The sequence below is a fragment of the Nocardioides sp. LS1 genome, from assembly GCF_003865225.1.
In the GTDB taxonomy this organism is placed as follows: Bacteria; Actinomycetota; Actinomycetes; order Propionibacteriales; family Nocardioidaceae; genus Nocardioides; species Nocardioides ginsengisegetis.
In genome coordinates, this window is sequence record NZ_BIFF01000006.1 from 281370 (window position 1) to 298668 (window position 17299).

Genomic DNA, 17299 nt, shown 5'->3' on the forward strand with positions numbered 1-17299 from the left:
CCCTCACCCCAGGTGGGGAGCGATGTCGGCCGCCGCCTCGGGGCCGTAGGACTCCTCGAGCCGCCCGAGGAACTGCTCGGCGGTGAAGGTGTACTCCTGCGTGCCGACCGTCTCCACGACGTACGCCGCGAGCACGCAGCCGACCTGCGCGGACCGCTCGAGCCCGACGCCCCACGTCATCGCGCCGAGGAAGCCGGCCCGGAAGGCGTCGCCGACACCGGTCGGCTCGAGGGCGGTGACGTTCTTGGCGGCGGGCAGCTCGATCGGGTCCTCGCCGGTGCGCAGGATCTTGACGCCGTCGGCGCCGAGGGTGGTGACCTGGGTGCCGACGCGGGCCAGCACCTCCTCGCCGGACCAGCCGGTCTTCTTCTCGATCATGTGCGACTCGTACTCGTTGGAGAACAGGATCGTCGCGCCGTCGATGAGCTTGCGGATCAGGTCGCCCTCGCCGAAGGCCAGCTGCTGGCTCGGGTCGGCGATGAACGGGTAGCCGCGCTGGCGGCACTCCTCGGTGTGGCGCAGCATGCCGTCGGGGTCGTCCGCGCCGATCAGGACGTACTCGGGGGCGCCGACGCGGGCCACGATCGGGGCCAGCTCGATCAGCCGGGCCTCGCTCATCGCGCCGGGGTAGAACGAGGCGAACTGGGCCATCGTCGAGTCGCTGGTGCACACGAAGCGGGCCGTGTGCTTGGTGTCGGAGATGTGCACCGACTCGCAGTCGACGCCGTGGCGCTCCAGCCAGGAGCGGTAGTCGGCGAAGTCCTCGCCGGCCGCGCCGACGAGCACCGGGCGCAGGCCGAGGCGGCCCAGGCCGAAGCACATGTTGGGGGCGACACCCCCGCGCCGGATCTCGAGGTCCTCGACGAGGAAGGAGACCGACAGCTTGTCCAGCTGCTCCACCACCAGGGAGTCGGCGAACTTGCCCCCGAAGGTCATGAGGTGGTCGGTGGCGATGGAGCCGGCGATCAGCAGCGACATGCTGCGACCCTACCGACGCCTCGTCGACGGCACGAATTCCTACTGACGGGTACGACTAGGTGTACCCATCGGTAGCCAATAACGTCGCTGACATGACTGCAGCGAAGCCCACGACGCGCCTCCCCTACGACGACGCGAGCACCGTGCAGGAGATGTCCGCCGACTGCCGAGCGCTCGGTGAGAACCCCCGGTTCCGCAAGGCCGCGAAGGCCGCCATCGAGCCGGCCCCCTCGATCCACTTCGAGGACTACCCGCGCGAGATCGCCAAGCGCGACATCCAGATCAGCGACGCCGCCGCGCGGATCGCCAACGCGCTCAGCCTGCACCTCGACTGACCTGCCCCAGACATGCGAAGAGCCCCCGGCCATCGGCCGGGGGCTCTTCGCATGTCTCAGCTCAGTGGAAGCTGTCGCCGCAGGCGCAGGAACCCGTCGCGTTGGGGTTGTCGATCGTGAAGCCCTGCTTCTCGATCGAGTCGACGAAGTCGATCATCGCGCCGTTGAGGTAGGGGACGCTCATCCGGTCGACGACGACGGACACGCCGTCGAAGTCGGTGACGACGTCACCGTCGAGGGTGCGCTCGTCGAAGAAGAGCTGGTAGCGGAGGCCCGAGCAGCCACCCGGCTGGACGGAGATCCGCAGCGCGAGGTCGTCACGGCCCTCCTGCTCGAGGAGGCTCTTCACCTTGCCGGCCGCGACGTCGCTCAGGTTGATCTGGTCCGTGCGGCGCTCAGTGGTGGTCTCGACCTGCTCGGTCATGTGCATGCTCCCGTGGGTCGGTGGAGGTCTGGTACTGGGTCAATGGTCGCACATGCGCGGTTATTCCCAGCCTCCCGACCGCATCACCGTGACCAGGTCCGCGCGACCCGGGCAGCGACGTCGGCCAGCGCGCCGGCCGGGTCGGCGAAGGCGCGCTCCTCCCCCATCAGGTCGACCAGGGAGTACGCCGACTCCACGCCGAGCGCCCGCATCTCACGGGACCCGACCAGCACTTGGCCCGCGACGGCCACGCACGGCCGGAGCGCCTGCGCCGCGACCTCGGCCACGCCGTAGGGCACCTTCCCGCTGCGGCTGGAGAAGTCGAAGGCACCCTCGCCGGTGACCACCAGGTCGGCCTGCCGGGCCCGCTCGGCGAGCCGGACCGCCTCCGCCACGAGCCCGATGCCGGGCTCGCGGGTGGCACCGAGCGCCAGCAGGGCGAAGCCGAGGCCGCCCGCGGCCCCCGCCCCCTTCTCGAGCGAGGTACGCCGATCGACGGCGGCGGCGAGCTGCTCCAGCCAGCCGTCGACGACGGGCAGCCGGTCCTCGGGGATGTTCTTCTGCGGGCCGAAGGTCTTGGTGGCCCCGAAGAGCCCGGTGAGCGGACTGTCGACGTCGGAGGCGGCGACCAGCTCGACGTCACCGAGCCGCGCCCGGGCCGTCGCCACGTCGATGCGGGTGATCCCGTCCAGCCCGGCGGCCCCAGCGTCGAGCCGACGGTCGGCGGTCGCGCCGAGGGCGGAGAGCAGGCCGGCTCCGCCGTCGTTGGTGCCGCTGCCGCCGAGCCCGACCACCACGCGGCGCGCGCCCGTGCCGACCGCCGCCAGCACCAGCTCGCCGACCCCGAAGGTCGAGGCGGACTCGGTGCCCTCGCCGCCGGTGAGGTGGATGCCGCAGGCCTGGGCGCTCTCGACGTAGGCCGTCCCGTCGACCAGCAGCACGGTCGCGGGGATGGTCGTGCCGAACGGACCGGAGGCGGTGACCGCGAGGAGCTGGCCGCCGAGAGCGGCGTGCAGCACGGCCACGAAGCCGGGGCCGCCGTCGGACATCGGGGCGAGGTCGAGCTCGTCGTCGGGCGCGTGGCGTCGCCACCCGGTCGCGATCGCGCCGGCCGCCTCGACCGCCGAGAGCGTGCCGGCGAACTTGTCGGGGGCGACCAGAATGCGCATGCGCGGCATTGTTGCCGACGCCTAGGTTGAGCGGGTGAGCGACCAGCATCCCGAGGCGACGATCCGGCCGATGCGACCCGATGACGTCGAGACCGCCGAACGTCTGAGCGCCGAGGCGTTCCACGAGCTCGACCTGCGGATGCACCCCCGCTCACTGCCCGAGCCCGTGATCCGTCCCCCGGAGCGCGGGGCCGCCTGGGTGCGTCGCACCCGGCACTTCCTCGAGACCGACCCCGAGGGCTGCTGGGTGGCCGAGGACGCGAGCGGCATGCTCGGCTTCGCCACGTCGTACAACCGCGAGAAGCTCTGGTGCCTGGCGACCTACGCCGTGCGGCCGGCGCTCCAGGGCCAGGGGCTGGGCAGGCCGCTGCTCGCCGCGGCCCTGCACCACGGACGGGGTTCGCTGCGCGGGATGCTGTCCAGCTCCAGCGACCCCCGGGCGGTGCGCCGCTACCGGCTGGCGAGCTTCACGCTGCACCCGCAGATGTACCTGCACGGCGCCGTCGACCGCACCGCGATCCCGGTCGGGACCGGCGAGAAGGTCCGTGAGGGGTCGGCTGGCGACATCGACCTGATGGACTCCGTGGACCGGCTGACCCGCGGCGCCGCCCACGGCCCCGACCACGAAGTCCTGCTCGACACCTGGCGGCTCCTCGTCTCCGACACCACGACCGGGGCGGGGTACGCGTACGTCGGCGGTGGCTCGGTCGCGCTGCTCGCGGCCACCAACCGGCGTACGGCGAGCCGGCTGCTGTGGACGGCCCTGGCCGACACGGGACCCGACGACGGGGGCACCGCGTCGGTGCCCCACGTGACGGCCGCCAACCACTGGGCGATCGACGTCGGGCTGGCGGCGCGGCTGGAGCTGCGGACCGAGGGCTACCTCGGGCTGCGCGGCATGGAGCCGCCCACGCCGTACCTCCACAACGGCGCCCTGCTGTAGCGGACCCTAGGATTGGGCCCATGACCACCGTCGACCTCCCCCTGCTGCCGCTCGGACGCGGCACCGACCTGTCCGCCGAGCGCGGCGTCGAGTGCCCGGGCGACCTGCCGGCAGCCTCCGACCCGGGCCTGGTGGCTCGGGCACTGGCCGCCAAGGAGGCGCTGGGAGACCGGGTCTTCGTCCTCGGCCACCACTACCAGCGCGACGAGGTCATCCAGTTCGCCGACGTCACCGGCGACTCCTTCAAGCTGGCCCGCGACGCGGCCGCCCGGCCGGAGGCGGAGTTCATCGTCTTCTGCGGCGTGCACTTCATGGCCGAGTCGGCCGACATCCTGACCGGGCCCGAGCAGAAGGTGATCCTGCCCGACCTCGCCGCGGGGTGCTCGATGGCCGACATGGCCCGGCTCCGGCAGGTCGAGGACGCGTGGGACGCCCTGACCGAGGCCGGTATCGCCGACTCCGTCGTGCCCGTGACCTACATGAACTCCTCGGCCGACATCAAGGCCTTCTGCGGCCGCAACGGCGGCGCGGTCTGCACCTCCTCCAACGCCGAGGTGGCCCTGGAGTGGGCCTTCGACCAGAAGCCCGATGCCAAGGTCCTGTTCCTGCCCGACCAGCACCTCGGCCGCAACACCGCCGTCCTCAAGATGGGCCTGACCCTCGACGACTGCGTCGTGTGGGACCCGCACCGCCCCCACGGCGGCCTGACCGCCGAACAGCTGCGCGACGCGAAGATGATCCTGTGGAAGGGCCACTGCTCGGTCCACGGACGCTTCTCCCCCGCCGTCGTCGACGAGCTGCGCGCCACGATCCCCGGCGTGCAGATCCTGGTGCACCCCGAGTGCCAGCACGAGGTCGTGCTCAAGGCCGACCTCGTCGGGTCGACGGAGTTCATCATCAAGACGATCGAGGCCGCGCCGGCGGGCTCCAGCTGGGCCATCGGCACCGAGCTCAACCTGGTCAAGCGGCTCGCGGCTGCCCACCCGGACAAGCACATCGCCTTCCTGGACAAGACGGTCTGCTACTGCTCGACGATGAACCGCATCGACCTCCCCCACTTCGTGTGGGCCATGGAGTCGCTCGTCGCCGGCACCGTCGTCAACCAGATCGAGGTCGACCCCGAGACCGAGCGCTGGGCGCAGGTCGCGCTGCAGCGGATGCTCGACCTGCCGGGCCGGTCCCACAAGGACTGACCCGGGTCGGCGTCAGGCCGGCAGCTCGAACCAGGCGGTCGTGCCACCCCACGGCGATTCGGCGAGCCCGATCGTGCCGCCGTGCGCCTCGATGATCCGGCGGCAGGTCGTCAGGCCGATGCCGGAGCCGTCGACGTCCTCGTCGACGCGAGCGAGCGGCTGGAAGACCCGCTCGCGGTCCTCCGGGGCGATGCCGAGGCCGCGGTCGGAGACCTCGATGCGCCAGACGTCGTCGCGGCGACCGGCGCAGACGGTGATCTCGGCCTTCGCACCCGGGCGGGTGAACTTGGCGGCGTTGGCGACGAGGTTCTGCAGGACCGCCCGCAGCTGCACGGGATCACCCGTGACCGTGGGCAGGTCGGCCACGTCGAGGGTGGCGCCCTCCAGGGCCGTCGAGAGGTCGTCGAGCACGTCGTCGGCCACCCGGGACAGGTCGACCTCGACCCGGTTGAGCTCGCCGCCGAGCCGGGCGAAGGAGAGCAGGTCGTCGATGAGGTTCTGCATCCGGTCGGCGCCGCCGATCGCCCGGGTGACCAGCCAGCCGATCTCGCCGTCGTCGGTGGGCTGCTCCTCGACCGTGTCGCCGATCATCCGCAGCGACATCGACACCGCCGTGAGCGGGTTGCGGAGGTCGTGGCTGACCTGCCCGGCGAAGGCCGCCAGCTGCTCGTTGGACCGGCGCAGCTCGGCCTGGGCCTGGCTGAGCTGCTCGACCGTGGCGCTGAGCTCACGGGTGCGGAGCTCGAGCTCGAGCAGGTCGACGACCCGGTCGGCCAGGGTGACCAGCGCGTGCTCCTGGTCGTCGGACAACGTGCGGGGCTGGGTGTCGAAGACGCACAGCGTGCCGATCACGACGTCCTGCGGCGTGACGAGCTGGTGGGTGGCGTAGAACCGCACGTGCCCGATCACCCCGGTGACGAAGGGGTTGTCCTTGAAGCGGTCGTCGCGGCTCGCGTCGGGGACGATCACCGGGTGGCCCGCGTGCAGCACGAGGTTGCACATGGAGTCCTCGCGCGAGCACACCGAGGCGTCGAAGCCGTGGGTGGCGATCTGGTGCTGCTCGGTGTCGGTGACGAGGTTGATGGTCGCCATCGGGACCTGCGCCACCTGCGCCGCCACCTCGACGAGCGCCTGGAGGTCGCTGCGGGGCGGACGGAGCAGGACCCGGTAGTTGCCGATCTCGGCGACGCGTTCGGCGTCGCGCTGCATCATCGTCGTCACGTCGTGCGGAGGCCCTTCCCCAGTGGCTGTCGTCCCCCGAGCCGTCGTCAGATGCTAGCGACAACTCACAGGCCAGGTGCGCCCCACAGCGCCATCCAGCGAGAAAGTTCCTTCTCCACGGGGAGCTCGGCGGCGAGCAGGTCGCGGACCTGGATCTCCAGCAGGTTGTCCCGCGCCTGGGCGCCGGTCGGCGCGAAGGGGTAGAACGTGCCCTGCTTGTAGAGGTAGACGAGCCCCACCCTGCGACCAGCGGTGTCGGCGAACGGCACCACCGAGCACAGGAGCCCGGACCCGAAGCCCTGCTCCTCCAGCGCGGTGTTGACCGCATGCAGGTCAGTGCACAGGCCGGACACGTCGTCGGGCTCGCGGTGGGCGACCAGCCACGTGTAGCCGAACTCGTCGGTCGAGAGGCGTACGTCGGGGGCGTCCGGGTCGTCGTCGAGCAGCCGGACCACGTCGTCCCGGACCTGCTGGAAGGCCGGGCCGGCCACCGCCCGGAAGCACACGGCGCCGTCCCCCGTGGGCACCAGCCCGGCGGCGGTCTGGAGCGTGACCGCCGCGCTGGGGACGAGGAAGAGCGAGTCCAGGTTGGCCTGCTTGGGGCGGGTGCGCCCGGTGAGCGTCTCCCAGAGGCCCACGTCAGGCCCGCCCGAGCTCGGCCTGGATCCGGGCGAGCTGCTCGAGCCGCTGCTCCAGCGAGGGGTGGGTCGAGGTGATGCTGTGCATCGAGATGCCGCTGATCGCCGGCGCGATGAAGAAGGCGTTCATGGCGCTGGAGGCGCGCAGGTCCCGCTGCGGGATCGTGGATATCTCGCCGGTGATCTTCTGCAGGGCCGAGGCCAGGGCGCCGGGCTTCATCGTGAGGTAGGCGCCGGCCCGGTCGGCGCACAGCTCGCGGTAGCGCGAGAGCAGCCGCATGAGCAGGAAGCTCACGGCGTACACGACCAGGCTGACCACGAGGGCGACCAGGAACGCCGGCGCTCCCCCGTTGTTGTTGTTGCGTCGCCCGAAGAAGCCGAGGCCGCCCCACTGGGCGCCGCGGGTCAGCATGCCGGCGACGATGCCGGCCGAGGAGGCCACCGTCATGACGAGCACGTCGCGGTGCGCGACGTGCGAGAGCTCGTGGGCGAGCACGCCCTCCAGCTCCTCGGCCGTGAGCCGGCCCAGGATGCCGGTGGTCACGCAGACCACGGCCCGGTCCGGCGACCGGCCGGTGGCGAAGGCGTTGGGCAGGTCGAGGTCGGCCACCCCGACGCGCGGCTTGGGCATGTCGGCCATCGCGCAGAGCCGGTCGATCATGCCGTGCAGCTCGGGAGCCTCCTCCGGGGTGACCTCACGGGCCCGCATGGCACGCATGGCGAGGGTGTCGGAGGAGTACCACTGGTACCAGGCGACACCGAGGCCGCCGATCCCGATGATCAGCGCGAAGCTGCTGAAGGCGTACATGAGCGCCACGACCAGCGCGACGAAGAGCGCGCCGAGCAGGAACATCACCAGCGTCATCCGCGCGGTGAGCCCCCGGTCGGGGACGAAGCGGGTGCGAGCCATGGATCCAGTCTTGTCCGGGGGGCCAAACAGGGTCTGACAGCGTCAGCCGGGGATCAGCCCGTCGCCGCTGAGCAGGTCGCGGACCTCCTCCAGGGTCGCGTCGGACCCCGGGAGAATCAGGTCGGACTCGTCCAGGGCGTCCAGGGCGTGCGGCACGCCAACGGTCCGGACGCCCTCGAGCAGCGCCTCCAGCGCGGTCGCGAACGCGGCCTCGTCGCCACCCTCGACGGCTGTCTCGACCGCCGCGTCGAGCTCGTTGAGCCGGGTCAGGGCGTCGTCGGAGACGTCGTACTGGCCCTCGCCGAGGATGCGGACGATCATTCTGCGCCGCCTTCGGCCGCCTTCTTCTCCGGCTCGGCGGCGAGGATGTCGCCGCCGTCCTCGGCCGCCTCGATGGCCTGGGGTGCCGAGCCCGCCTTGAGCCGGGCCAGCTCGGCCTCCACGTCGGCCTGCGAGCTCATCGCGTCGAGCTCGCGGGCGATGTCGTCGCCGCGGCCGATCGCGCTGGCATCGTCGAGGGCGCCGGAGGCGATCAGCTCGTCGATCGCGCCCGCCCGGGCCTGCATCTGCGCCGTCTTGTCCTCGGCCCGCTGGATCGCCAGGCCCACGTCGCCCATCTCCTCGCCGATCCCCGACATCGCCTCGTTGATGCGCGTCTGGGCCTCGGCCGCGGTGTAGGTCGCCTTGATGGTCTCCTTGCGGGTCCGGAACGACTCGACCTTCGCCTGCAGCCGCTGCTGGGCGAGGGTGAGCTTCTCCTCCTCGCCCTGGAGCTGCGCGTGCTGGGCCTTGAGGTCGGTGATCTGGCCGGTGACGCCGGACTTGCGGGTCAGCGCCTCGCGGGCGAGGTCCTCGCGACCCATCTCCAGTGCCTTCTGGGCCTGGTCCTGGAGCTTGGCCGACTGGGACTCGAGCTGGTTGACCTGGAGCTCGACGCGCTTGCGGCTGGTGGCGACGTCGGCGACGCCGCGGCGCACCTTCGAGAGGAGGTCGAGCTGGCGCTGGTAGCTGTAGTCGAGGGTCTCGCGTGGGTCCTCGGCACGGTCGAGGGCCTTGTTGGCCTTCGATCGGAAGATCAGGCTGATGCGCTTCATGAGACTCATGGGGTGACGGCCTCTCGTGGCGGTGCGGTGGTGACGTGGTGGGTCTGTGTGATTCACCCTAGGCGCAAACACAAGGCCGTGCGAGCACGCCGGTAGGGTTGGCAGGACCCAAGTTCCACCGCTCGGTCAGACCCGGATCGAGCTCGTCGTGAGGCCACGCGTGTTCCGTCGTACCAAGTCTGATGCCCCCGCCACCGAGGCACTCGCCAAGGAGGGCGGCAAGGGCCGTCCCACGCCCACCCGCCGGGAGGCCGAGGCGGCCGCCCGGGCGCGCGCCAAGGTGCCGCGCACCCGCAAGGAGCTCGCCCAGGCGCAGCGCGAGACCCGCACCGAGTCGAGCCGCAACGTCCGGGCCGCGATGAAGGCCGGCGACGAGCGCTACTACCTCCCCCGCGACCAGGGCCCGGTGCGCCGGTTCGTGCGCGACTTCGTCGACAGCCGCTTCTCGTTCATCGAGCTGATGGTGCCGCTGCTCGTCGTGACGATGGTGCTCGGCTACAGCGGCAACGCGCGCCTGGCCGCCATCGGCAACACGATCCTGATGGGCACCATCCTGCTGGTGATCCTGGACATGCTGCTGCTCCGCTTCCGCCTGAAGAAGCAGCTCGCCGCGCGCTTCCCCGACGAGTCGGGCAAGGGCCTGACCTACTACGCGATCACCCGTGCGCTGCAGATGAAGTTCATGCGGCTCCCCAAGGCCAAGGTCAAGATCGGCCAGGAGCTCCCCGAGCACTACCGGTGACGAGCGGGTTCGTCCTCGGGATCGCCGCCGCGCTCGTCGCGGCCCTGCTCTTCGGGCTCGGCGCCGTCGTCCAGGCCCACGCCGTACGGCGCCTCGACGGCTCGCCGACCAACCTGCGGGCCTTCCTGGTCAGCTCGGCGCGCGACCCGTGGACGGTCGGCGTCGTCGTGGCCTACCTGCTCGGCTTCGTGCTGCATGCGGTGGCGATCTGGCTGCTGCCGCTCTACCTCGCCCAGGCCGCGGTCGCGATGTCGCTGCCGGTCACCGCGATCGCCTCGACCGTGGTGCACGAGCGGCTCACCCCGATGCACTGGTGGGCCGTGGCCGTCGTCGTGGTCGGGCTGGTGCTGCTCTCGGTCGGCTCCGGTGACCCCGGCGACCTGGTCGTGCACGTGTGGTTCGCCGTGGCCGTCTGGGCCGGGGCGGTCGCGCTGGCGCTGGCTGGCTGGCGCGGCACCGGGCTGAGCGGGAGCTCGCTCGGCTGGCTGGGCGGGCTGGGCTACGCCGGGTCCGCGATCGCCGTGCGCGGGGTCGGGACGCCCGTCACGGTCGCGATCGTGGTGGCGGCCGCCGCGGTCGCCGTCTACGGCGTGCTGGCGTTCTGGCTCTACTCGATCGCGCTGGACCGTGCGCCGGTCTCGGCGAGCACCGCCCCGCTGATCGTGGGCGAGACGTTCGTCCCGGCCGTGATCGGCGTCCTGCTCCTGGGCGACGGGGTGCGCCCCGGATGGTGGCCGGCCGTCGTGGCAGGACTGGTCCTGTCGACGGCCGGCGCCATCCTGCTGAGCAACGAGGACGGGGTCAGAAGTCCCGTCGCGGGGGCGACACCGTCTTCGTCGGATCGCGCTCCACGACCGGGTCCACGATCTCGTCGATCCTCTTGAGCAGCCCGGCGTCGAGGGTGACGCCGGCCGCCTTGACGTTCTGGGTCACCTGCTCGGGGCGGCTCGCGCCGATGATCGCGGCCGAGACGTTGTCGTTCTGCAGCACCCAGGCCACGGCCAGCTCGGCCATGCTGAGCCCGGCCTCGTCGGCCAGCGGCTTGAGCTGCTGGACCCGCTCGAGGACGTCGTCCTGCAGCCAGCGGGAGATCATGTTCGCCCCGCCCTTCTCGTCGGTGGCGCGCGAGCCCTCCGGCGGGGCCTGGCCCGGGAGGTACTTGCCGGTCAGCACGCCCTGGGCGATGGGCGACCAGACGATCTGGCCGATGCCGAGCTCCTCACAGGTCGGGACGACCTCGGACTCGATGACGCGCCAGAGCATGGAGTACTGCGGCTGGTTGGAGACCAGCGGGATCCGCAGCTCGCGGGCCAGCGCGTGCGCCTCACGGATCTCCTCAGCGCGCCACTCCGAGACGCCGATGTAGAGCGCCTTGCCCTGGCGGACGACGTCGGCGAAGGCCTCCATCGTCTCCTCGAGCGGCGTCTCGTAGTCGTAGCGGTGGGCCTGGTAGAGGTCGACGTAGTCGGTGCCGAGCCGCGTCAGCGAGCCGTTGATCGACTCCATGATGTGCTTGCGGGACAGGCCGTGGTCGTTGTGCTTGCCGGGGCCGGTCGGCCAGTAGACCTTGGTGAAGATCTCCAGGCCCTCGCGCCGCTCCCCCTTCAGGGCCCGCCCGAGCACGCTCTCGGCGGCCGTGTTGGCGTAGACGTCGGCGGTGTCGAAGGTGGTGATCCCCTCCTCGAGGGCCTGGCGGACGCACGCCGTGGCGGCGTCCTCCTCGACCTGGGAACCGTGGGTGAGCCAGTTGCCGTAGGCGATCTCGGAGATCTTGAGACCGGACGAACCGAGGTTGCGAGTCTTCATGGACCCGACCCTACCCAGACCGCCACACGCGGATCAGGCGTCGTAGTCGAGCACGACCCGCTCGGACGTCGGGTGCGACTGGCAGGTCAGGACGTAGCCGCGCTCGACCTCCTCGGGCTCCAGCGCGTAGTTGACGTCCATCGCGACACTGCCCTCGACCACCTTGGCCCGGCAGGTGCCGCAGACGCCGCCCTTGCACGCGAAGGGCAGGTCGGAGCGGACCCGCAGCGCGGCCTCGAGGACGGCCACGTCGTCGGGCCGCAGGGCGAAGTCGGAGCCGCGGCCGTCGAGCCGGATCGTCACCTGGGCGGCGCCGTCGGCCGCCCCCGCCAGCTCGACGACCGGCGCCCGCGGGACCGGGTCGGCGTGGAAGAGCTCGGTGTGGATGTGGGCGTCGGCGCGGCCGACCTTCTCGATGACCTCCCGCAGCTCGGCGACCATCTGCTGCGGACCGCACAGGAACCAGTCGTCGACCTCCTCGGGCGGCACGAACGCGTCGAGGATCCGGCCGAGCCGCTCGGCGTCGAGTCGCCCCGACAGCAGCTCGACGTCCTGGGTCTCCCGGGACAGCACGTGCAGGACCTGGAACCGCTCGGGGAAGCGGTCCTTGAGGTCGTGCACCTCGTCGAGGAACATCACCGTGCGATGGGTGCGGTTGGCGTAGACCAGGGTCACCGCTGCCTGCGGCTCGCCCTCGAGGATCGCCGCCAGGATCGAGAGGACCGGGGTGATGCCCGATCCGGCCGCGAGGGCGACGTACGTCTTGCGGGAGGTGGGGTCGAGCGTGGTGGTGAAGCGGCCGGCGGGCGGCATCACGTCGAGCTCGTCGCCGACGCGCAGCCCCGCGAGGACGCCCTCGCTGAACGCGCCACCGGGCAGCTTCTTCACGCCGATCCGCAGCACCTTCGACGAGGGCGCGGCGCAGATGGAGTAGCTGCGGCGCACGTCGTCGCCGCCCTTGATGTTGAGGTGCTGGCCGTGGACGAAGGCGTAGTCGTCGGCGAGCTCCTCCGGCACGGCGAAGGTCAGCGCGACGGCGTCGTCGGTCAGCTCGTCGATCGCCGAGATCCTGAGGGGGTGGAACGCGGCACGGGGTCCGGACATCAGATCGCCTTGAAGTGGTCGAAGGGCTCGCGGCAGGACCGGCACACCCACAGGGACTTGCAGGCGGTGGAGCCGAAGCGGCTGGACTCGCGGGTGTCGAGGCTGCCGCACTGCGGGCAGCGCACGGACAGCGCGAGGGGTACGGCGGTGCGCTCGTCCCGGTTGCCCGGCGGCGCGATGCCGTAGGCGCGCAGCTTGTCCTTGGCCTCGTCGGTCATCCAGTCGGTGGTCCACGCCGGGGACAGCACGAACTCCACGTCGACGTGGCGGTAGCCGGCCTCGGTCAGGGCGGTCACCAGGTCGGTGCTGATGGTCTCCATGGCGGGGCAGCCGGAATAGGTCGGGGTGATCTGCACGTGCACGCGTCCCATGTCGTCCTCGGTGACGTCGCGCAGGATGCCGAGGTCGGCGATCGTCACGACCGGCAGCTCGGGGTCGGGCAGGTCGGCGGCGATCTTCCAGGCGGGCGACAAGGGGGAGGTGGTCATCACCAGGTCGCCTCGGGGTGCGAGCGGGCGAGGTGCTGGAGCTCGGCGAGGAGGAAGCCCATCTCCTCGGTGTGCCTGCCGTCGCGGCCGCCGCCGACGGCGGTCCGTCCCTGGGGCACGGTCAGCGTCGCCTCGGCGAGCACCTCCTCGATCCGGGTGAGTACGGCGGACCGCAGGCGGGCCGGGTCGACGGCGACACCGTCGGCGACCAGCTGGTCGTCGACCGGACCGAACAGCTCCTCCAGGAAGGGCCACTCGGCGTCGAGCGCGGCCTGCATGCGCTGGTGGGACTCCTCGGTGCCGTCGCCGAGCCGCACGACCCAGTGGGCCGCGTGGTCGACGTGGTAGGCGACCTCCTTGACGGCCTTGCCGGCGACCCCGCTCAGGGTGGGGTCGGTGCTGTGCACGAGGGCGGCGTAGAGCTCGGACTGCCAGGTGGCGAAGAGCAGCAGCCGGGCCATGGCGACGCCGAAGTCGGTCTGGGCGCGCTCGACGAGCCAGACGTTGCGGAACTCGCGCTCGTCACGGAAGTAGGCCAGGTCGTCCTCGCCCCGGCCCTGCCCCTCGATGCTGCCGGCGTAGGCGAGCAGGGTGCGGGCCTGGCCGAGCTGGTCGAGGCCGATGTTGGCCAGCGCCACGTCCTCCTCGAGCTGCGGCGCGCGGCTGATCCACCAGCCCATCCGCTGGGCGGAGACCAGGGCGTCGTCGGCGAGCCCGAGGACGTAGTCGAACAGGGCGCTCACAGATGTTCCACGCCTTCCGGGACGTCGTAGAAGGTGGGGTGCCGGTAGATCTTGTCGGCGGCCGGGTCGAAGAAGGAGTCACGCTCGTCGGGGCTGCTCGCCACGATCTGGGCGGCGGGCACCACCCAGAGCGAGACGCCCTCCTGACGGCGGGTGTAGACGTCGCGGGCGTTGCGCAGCGCCATGTCGGCGTCGGGGGCGTGCAGGGACCCGACGTGGACGTGCGAGAGCCCGCGGCGCGAGCGCACGAAGACCTCCCACAGGGGCCAGTCGCGCCGGGTGCTGGTGGGGGTGCTCATGCCACGACCTCCGTGCGGGCCGCGCGGGCCGCCTGCTTGTCGGCGTACGCGTTGGCGGCGTCGCGGACCCACGCGCCATCCTCGTGGGCGCGCACCCGGTGGGACATCCGCTGCTGGTTGCAGGGACCGTTGCCCTTGATGACCTCGAAGAGCTCGGTGAAGTCGACGGTGCCGAAGTCGTAGTGGCCGCGCTCGTCGTTCCAGCGGATCTCCGGGTCGGGCAGGGAGAGCCCGAGCGCCTCGGCCTGGGGCACGGTCATGTCGACGAAGCGCTGGCGCAGGTCGTCGTTGGAGAACCGCTTGATCCCCCACGCCATCGACTGGGCCGAGTTGGGCGAGTCGTCGTCGGGCGGGCCGAACATCATCAGGCTGGGCCACCAGTAGCGGTCGACCGCGTCCTGGGCCATCGCCTTCTGCGCGGACGTGCCGTGCGAGAGCGTGTGGAGGATCTCGAAGCCCTGCCGCTGGTGGAAGGACTCCTCCTTGCAGACGCGGATCATCGCGCGGGCGTAGGGCCCGTAGGAGCAGCGGCACAGCGGCACCTGGTTGACGATGGCGGCGCCGTCGACGAGCCAGCCGATCGCGCCGACGTCGGCCCAGGTCAGCGTCGGGTAGTTGAAGATCGAGGAGTACTTCTGCCGGCCGGAGTGCAGCTGGTCGAGCAGGTCGGCCCGGTCGACGCCGAGCGTCTCGGCCGCGGCGTAGAGGTAGAGGCCGTGACCGGCCTCGTCCTGCACCTTGGCCATCAGGATCGCCTTGCGGCGCAGGCTGGGCGCCCGGCTGATCCAGTTGCCCTCGGGCTGCATCCCGATGATCTCGGAGTGTGCGTGCTGGGCGATCTGACGGATCAGCGTCTTGCGGTAGGCCTCGGGCATCTCGTCGCGCGGCTCCACCCGGCCGTCGCCGGCCAGCAGCTCGCGGAAGCTCTCGGGGTCGCCGTCGGCGCCCGTCGGGACGGCCCGCGGGGCCGTCTCGTCGGGGGCACTGAAGTCGTTGCCGTACACGTCCCCCACGCTACCAGCGGTTGTTACGCAGATATGCATTCGAGACTTGATTTCGTAACAGATTGCCGAGGGGGGAGACTGACGGCATGACGAGCCCGACCTCCGACGTGTCCGTGCGGATCGCCTGGGCCGACGACGCCCCCGCGATCGCCGAGCTGCAGCTGCGGACCTGGCGCGAGGCGTACGCCGGCCTCCTCCCCGACGACGCCCTGCCCGCCGACGTCGAGACGGCGGCAGCCGCCTGGCGGAGCAGCCTGCAGGCCCCCCGGGACGCCCGCAACAGGGTGCTCGTGGCGCTGGAGCGCAACCGGGTGTGCGGCTTCGCGATCACCTCCCCCGCCGGCGACCCCGACTGCGACCCCGTCCAGGACGCCGAGCTGGCCGACCTCACCGTCGACCCGGCCGAGCGGGGCAAGGGCCACGGCTCGCGGCTGCTCCAGGCCGCCGTCGACACGATGGTCGCGGACCGCTTCACGCGCGCCGTGACGTGGGCGATCGCCGGCGACGACGCGCTCCGGGCCTTCCTGACCGAGGCAGGCTGGGCCCCGGACACCGCCCACCGCGAGCTCGACCTCGACGGCGAGGGCACGACCGTGGTCAAGCAGGTGCGGTTGCACACGGCGTTCTCCTGATGTCGGGAAAGTTCCCCACGACGCGCCTTGATTTCCGCCCGATCCGGGCGACGATGGAGAGCGTCACCCCGACATCCGGGGCCCCGATGAAGGAGGCGCACGTGCTCGGACCACTGCCTCAGCTGCACCGATGGCTGCTGCTCACGACCGCCCTCGTGGTCGGCCTCGCCTCGGGCGCCTGGATCGCGCACTTCACCGTCCTGCCGGTGGCCGCGACCGTGGGCGCCGCGTTCGGAGCCCTCGCCGGGGTGCTCCTCGGCTACGTGCTCGTGCACGACTGGTCGCACCGGCCCCGCCCCGTCCGCGTGCACCGGCACTGAGGGCGCCAGACGCGTCGGCCGAGCGATCGGCGATCATCCGGGACAGCCTGGGCGTCGGCCTCGCGACCGGCACCTACGGCGTCTCCTTCGGCGCCGTGGCGGTCGCCTCGGGGCTGAGCGTGGCGCAGACCTGCACGCTCTCCCTGCTGATGTTCACGGGCGCCTCGCAGTTCGCCCTCGTGGGCGTGCTCGCGGCGGGTGGCGCACCCCTGTCGGGAGCCCTCGCGGCCCTGCTCCTCGGCACCCGCAACACCCTCTACGGGCTCCGGCTCGCCCGCCTTCTCTCGTACGCCGGGTGGCGCCGGGCGGCCGCCTCCCACGTGCTCATCGACGAGTCGACCGCGATGGCGGTCAACCGCACGTCCACGGCCGCCGCCCGGACGGGTTTCCTCACCACCGGCGTCACGATCTTCGTGCTCTGGAACGCCGCCACCGCGGTCGGGGCCGTCGCCGGGACCGCGATCGGTGACCCGCGCGACTACGGCCTGGACGCCGCGGTCGGGGCCGCGTTCCTCGCCCTGCTCTGGCCGCGCCTCCACTCGGCCCTGCACCGCTGGGTCGCCGTCGCGGCCGCGGCCGTCGCGCTGGGCGCCGTACCGTTCACGGCCGCCGGGGTGCCCGTCCTCGCCGCCGCCGGCGTCGCCCTGCTGATCGGCCTGCTCACCCACTTCCGCGTCGCCGACCTGCCCGCGGAGGACCGATGACCTGGGCGGCGATCCTGGTCGGCAGCCTCGGCTGCTACCTGCTCAAGCTGGCCGGCCTGTCCGTGCCACCACGGGTCCTGGAGCGACCGCTGGTCGAACGCGTCGCGGACCTCATCCCCGTCGCCCTGCTCGCCGGCCTCGTGGCGGTGCAGGTCGTGGCCAGCGGCCACGACCTCGTGCTGGACGCCCGGGCCGCGGGCCTGGCCGTGGCGGTCGTGCTGCTCCTGCTGCGTGCGCCGTTCCTCGTCGTCGTCTTCGGGGCCGCGCTCGCGGCAGCGCTGCTGCGGCTGCTCGGGTGACGTGTCGGAGGGGTGCGCCGCGTAGGTCGGGATCACCGGTTAACCGGTGATCCCGACCGCCGAGGTGCGCAGGATCATCACTGCGCGCCCCGAAAGGATGATCCTGCGCACATGCGACCCCAGACCAAGCCACGGGTCCAGGGCGCCCGCGCATGCGGGCGGCGCGGCGAAGCCGCGCCGACAAGCGCGCCGCCGGCCGACCGTCCGGGACCCGGAGTCAAGGACGGCCGCAGGCCGCCGCGCA

Annotated in this window: 23 protein-coding genes; 9 read left to right on the forward strand and 14 right to left on the reverse strand. The window is 71.9% G+C overall.

Annotated features, from left to right (window positions below; translation table 11 throughout):
* Positions 1-3 precede the first annotated feature (3 nt).
* Positions 4-978 (reverse strand): carbohydrate kinase family protein, encoded by a 975-nt coding sequence (locus EJF31_RS18865; RefSeq protein ID WP_125038712.1) that lies wholly within the window; start codon positions 976-978, stop codon positions 4-6.
* A 92-nt stretch (positions 979-1070) separates the two neighbouring features.
* Between EJF31_RS18865 and EJF31_RS18870 the strand changes: the two genes are divergently transcribed.
* On the forward strand, positions 1071-1313 hold the full coding sequence (locus EJF31_RS18870; protein ID WP_125038713.1) for a hypothetical protein: 243 nt from the start codon (positions 1071-1073) through the stop codon (positions 1311-1313).
* Between the two features lie 61 nt (positions 1314-1374).
* Here the strand turns inward: EJF31_RS18870 and erpA are convergent, their stop codons facing one another.
* On the reverse strand, positions 1375-1737 hold the full coding sequence (erpA, locus tag EJF31_RS18875; RefSeq protein ID WP_125038714.1) for an iron-sulfur cluster insertion protein ErpA: 363 nt from the start codon (positions 1735-1737) through the stop codon (positions 1375-1377).
* Positions 1738-1820: 83 nt separating this feature from the next.
* Positions 1821-2906, reverse strand: a complete 1086-nt coding sequence (locus EJF31_RS18880; protein WP_125038715.1) for a glycerate kinase — start codon at positions 2904-2906, stop codon at positions 1821-1823.
* Positions 2907-2940: 34 nt separating this feature from the next.
* Between EJF31_RS18880 and EJF31_RS18885 the strand changes: the two genes are divergently transcribed.
* The gene (locus EJF31_RS18885) at positions 2941-3849 is read left to right on the forward strand and encodes a GNAT family N-acetyltransferase (RefSeq protein ID WP_260430963.1); all 909 of its coding nucleotides are present in this window, start codon (positions 2941-2943) and stop codon (positions 3847-3849) included.
* Between the two features lie 20 nt (positions 3850-3869).
* Positions 3870-5042: a quinolinate synthase NadA gene (gene nadA / locus EJF31_RS18890; protein WP_125038716.1), complete on the forward strand. Its 1173-nt coding sequence runs from the start codon at positions 3870-3872 to the stop codon at positions 5040-5042.
* A gap of 12 nt (positions 5043-5054) precedes the next feature.
* Here nadA and EJF31_RS18895 read toward each other — a convergent pair whose 3' ends face one another.
* The 5 genes from EJF31_RS18895 to EJF31_RS18915 all read right to left on the reverse strand — a co-directional run bounded on the left by EJF31_RS18895 (position 5055) and on the right by EJF31_RS18915 (position 8914).
* Positions 5055-6254, reverse strand: a complete 1200-nt coding sequence (locus EJF31_RS18895; protein ID WP_260430984.1) for a GAF domain-containing sensor histidine kinase — start codon at positions 6252-6254, stop codon at positions 5055-5057.
* A 74-nt stretch (positions 6255-6328) separates the two neighbouring features.
* Complete coding sequence (locus tag EJF31_RS18900; RefSeq protein ID WP_125038718.1) at positions 6329-6901, reverse strand: hypothetical protein; 573 nt, start codon at positions 6899-6901, stop codon at positions 6329-6331.
* Position 6902: 1 nt separating this feature from the next.
* Positions 6903-7811, reverse strand: a complete 909-nt coding sequence (htpX, locus tag EJF31_RS18905) for a zinc metalloprotease HtpX (protein ID WP_125038719.1) — start codon at positions 7809-7811, stop codon at positions 6903-6905.
* A 42-nt stretch (positions 7812-7853) separates the two neighbouring features.
* Complete coding sequence (locus tag EJF31_RS18910; protein ID WP_125038720.1) at positions 7854-8132, reverse strand: hypothetical protein; 279 nt, start codon at positions 8130-8132, stop codon at positions 7854-7856.
* On the reverse strand, positions 8129-8914 hold the full coding sequence (locus EJF31_RS18915; RefSeq protein ID WP_185736350.1) for a PspA/IM30 family protein: 786 nt from the start codon (positions 8912-8914) through the stop codon (positions 8129-8131). The genes EJF31_RS18910 and EJF31_RS18915 overlap by 4 nt, the downstream gene beginning before the upstream one ends.
* A gap of 148 nt (positions 8915-9062) precedes the next feature.
* On the opposite strand from EJF31_RS18915, the gene EJF31_RS18920 reads away from it, so the two are divergent.
* Positions 9063-9656 carry a DUF3043 domain-containing protein gene (locus tag EJF31_RS18920; RefSeq protein ID WP_260430964.1) on the forward strand — a complete coding sequence of 198 codons (594 nt, stop codon included), beginning with the start codon at positions 9063-9065 and terminating at the stop codon, positions 9654-9656.
* A complete protein-coding gene (locus EJF31_RS18925) occupies positions 9653-10540 on the forward strand; it encodes a hypothetical protein (RefSeq protein WP_125038721.1) in 888 nt (295 codons plus the stop codon). Before EJF31_RS18920 ends, EJF31_RS18925 begins: the two co-directional genes overlap by 4 nt.
* Here EJF31_RS18925 and EJF31_RS18930 read toward each other — a convergent pair.
* The 6 genes from EJF31_RS18930 to paaA are packed head-to-tail and all read right to left on the reverse strand — an operon-like array spanning position 10458 to position 15100.
* On the reverse strand, positions 10458-11462 hold the full coding sequence (locus EJF31_RS18930; RefSeq protein WP_125038722.1) for an aldo/keto reductase family protein: 1005 nt from the start codon (positions 11460-11462) through the stop codon (positions 10458-10460). The genes EJF31_RS18925 and EJF31_RS18930 overlap by 83 nt on opposite strands.
* A gap of 33 nt (positions 11463-11495) precedes the next feature.
* Complete coding sequence (gene paaE, locus EJF31_RS18935) at positions 11496-12566, reverse strand: 1,2-phenylacetyl-CoA epoxidase subunit PaaE (RefSeq protein WP_125038723.1); 1071 nt, start codon at positions 12564-12566, stop codon at positions 11496-11498.
* Positions 12566-13054, reverse strand: coding sequence for a 1,2-phenylacetyl-CoA epoxidase subunit PaaD (gene paaD, locus EJF31_RS18940; RefSeq protein WP_148099315.1), 489 nt, complete (start codon positions 13052-13054; stop codon positions 12566-12568). The genes paaE and paaD overlap by 1 nt, the downstream gene beginning before the upstream one ends.
* On the reverse strand, positions 13054-13797 hold the full coding sequence (gene paaC / locus EJF31_RS18945; RefSeq protein WP_125038724.1) for a 1,2-phenylacetyl-CoA epoxidase subunit PaaC: 744 nt from the start codon (positions 13795-13797) through the stop codon (positions 13054-13056). Before paaC ends, paaD begins: the two co-directional genes overlap by 1 nt.
* Complete coding sequence (paaB, locus tag EJF31_RS18950) at positions 13794-14096, reverse strand: 1,2-phenylacetyl-CoA epoxidase subunit PaaB (protein ID WP_125038725.1); 303 nt, start codon at positions 14094-14096, stop codon at positions 13794-13796. The genes paaC and paaB overlap by 4 nt, the downstream gene beginning before the upstream one ends.
* Complete coding sequence (gene paaA, locus EJF31_RS18955) at positions 14093-15100, reverse strand: 1,2-phenylacetyl-CoA epoxidase subunit PaaA (protein ID WP_260430965.1); 1008 nt, start codon at positions 15098-15100, stop codon at positions 14093-14095. The genes paaB and paaA overlap by 4 nt, the downstream gene beginning before the upstream one ends.
* A gap of 86 nt (positions 15101-15186) precedes the next feature.
* Here paaA and EJF31_RS18960 point away from each other — a divergent pair, with 86 nt between their 5' ends.
* From EJF31_RS18960 to EJF31_RS18970, 4 genes are all read left to right on the forward strand, one after another.
* Positions 15187-15732 carry a GNAT family N-acetyltransferase gene (locus EJF31_RS18960; RefSeq protein ID WP_125038727.1) on the forward strand — a complete coding sequence of 182 codons (546 nt, stop codon included), beginning with the start codon at positions 15187-15189 and terminating at the stop codon, positions 15730-15732.
* Between the two features lie 101 nt (positions 15733-15833).
* Positions 15834-16052 (forward strand): hypothetical protein, encoded by a 219-nt coding sequence (locus tag EJF31_RS22435; protein ID WP_182539300.1) that lies wholly within the window; start codon positions 15834-15836, stop codon positions 16050-16052.
* A 35-nt stretch (positions 16053-16087) separates the two neighbouring features.
* On the forward strand, positions 16088-16756 hold the full coding sequence (locus EJF31_RS18965) for an AzlC family ABC transporter permease (RefSeq protein ID WP_260430985.1): 669 nt from the start codon (positions 16088-16090) through the stop codon (positions 16754-16756).
* Positions 16753-17055: an AzlD domain-containing protein gene (locus EJF31_RS18970; protein ID WP_125038729.1), complete on the forward strand. Its 303-nt coding sequence runs from the start codon at positions 16753-16755 to the stop codon at positions 17053-17055. Before EJF31_RS18965 ends, EJF31_RS18970 begins: the two co-directional genes overlap by 4 nt.
* Positions 17056-17299 lie beyond the last annotated feature (244 nt).

Excerpts from the sequence above, each read along its gene's own strand:
- EJF31_RS18970 (WP_125038729.1), top strand. The coding sequence starts at position 16,753 with ATGACCTGGGCGGCGATCCTGGTCGGCAGCCTCGGCTGCTACCTGCTC.
- nadA (WP_125038716.1), top strand. The coding sequence starts at position 3,870 with ATGACCACCGTCGACCTCCCCCTGCTGCCGCTCGGACGCGGCACCGAC.
- paaE (WP_125038723.1), bottom strand. The coding sequence starts at position 12,566 with ATGTCCGGACCCCGTGCCGCGTTCCACCCCCTCAGGATCTCGGCGATC.
- EJF31_RS18865 (WP_125038712.1), bottom strand. The coding sequence starts at position 978 with ATGTCGCTGCTGATCGCCGGCTCCATCGCCACCGACCACCTCATGACC.
- EJF31_RS18960 (WP_125038727.1), top strand. The coding sequence starts at position 15,187 with ATGACGAGCCCGACCTCCGACGTGTCCGTGCGGATCGCCTGGGCCGAC.
- EJF31_RS18930 (WP_125038722.1), bottom strand. The coding sequence starts at position 11,462 with ATGAAGACTCGCAACCTCGGTTCGTCCGGTCTCAAGATCTCCGAGATC.
- htpX (WP_125038719.1), bottom strand. The coding sequence starts at position 7,811 with ATGGCTCGCACCCGCTTCGTCCCCGACCGGGGGCTCACCGCGCGGATG.
- paaD (WP_148099315.1), bottom strand. The coding sequence starts at position 13,054 with ATGACCACCTCCCCCTTGTCGCCCGCCTGGAAGATCGCCGCCGACCTG.
- EJF31_RS18895 (WP_260430984.1), bottom strand. The coding sequence starts at position 6,254 with ATGATGCAGCGCGACGCCGAACGCGTCGCCGAGATCGGCAACTACCGG.
- EJF31_RS18910 (WP_125038720.1), bottom strand. The coding sequence starts at position 8,132 with ATGATCGTCCGCATCCTCGGCGAGGGCCAGTACGACGTCTCCGACGAC.
- EJF31_RS18870 (WP_125038713.1), top strand. The coding sequence starts at position 1,071 with ATGACTGCAGCGAAGCCCACGACGCGCCTCCCCTACGACGACGCGAGC.
- erpA (WP_125038714.1), bottom strand. The coding sequence starts at position 1,737 with ATGACCGAGCAGGTCGAGACCACCACTGAGCGCCGCACGGACCAGATC.
- EJF31_RS18915 (WP_185736350.1), bottom strand. The coding sequence starts at position 8,914 with ATGAGTCTCATGAAGCGCATCAGCCTGATCTTCCGATCGAAGGCCAAC.
- EJF31_RS18880 (WP_125038715.1), bottom strand. The coding sequence starts at position 2,906 with ATGCGCATTCTGGTCGCCCCCGACAAGTTCGCCGGCACGCTCTCGGCG.
- paaB (WP_125038725.1), bottom strand. The coding sequence starts at position 14,096 with ATGAGCACCCCCACCAGCACCCGGCGCGACTGGCCCCTGTGGGAGGTC.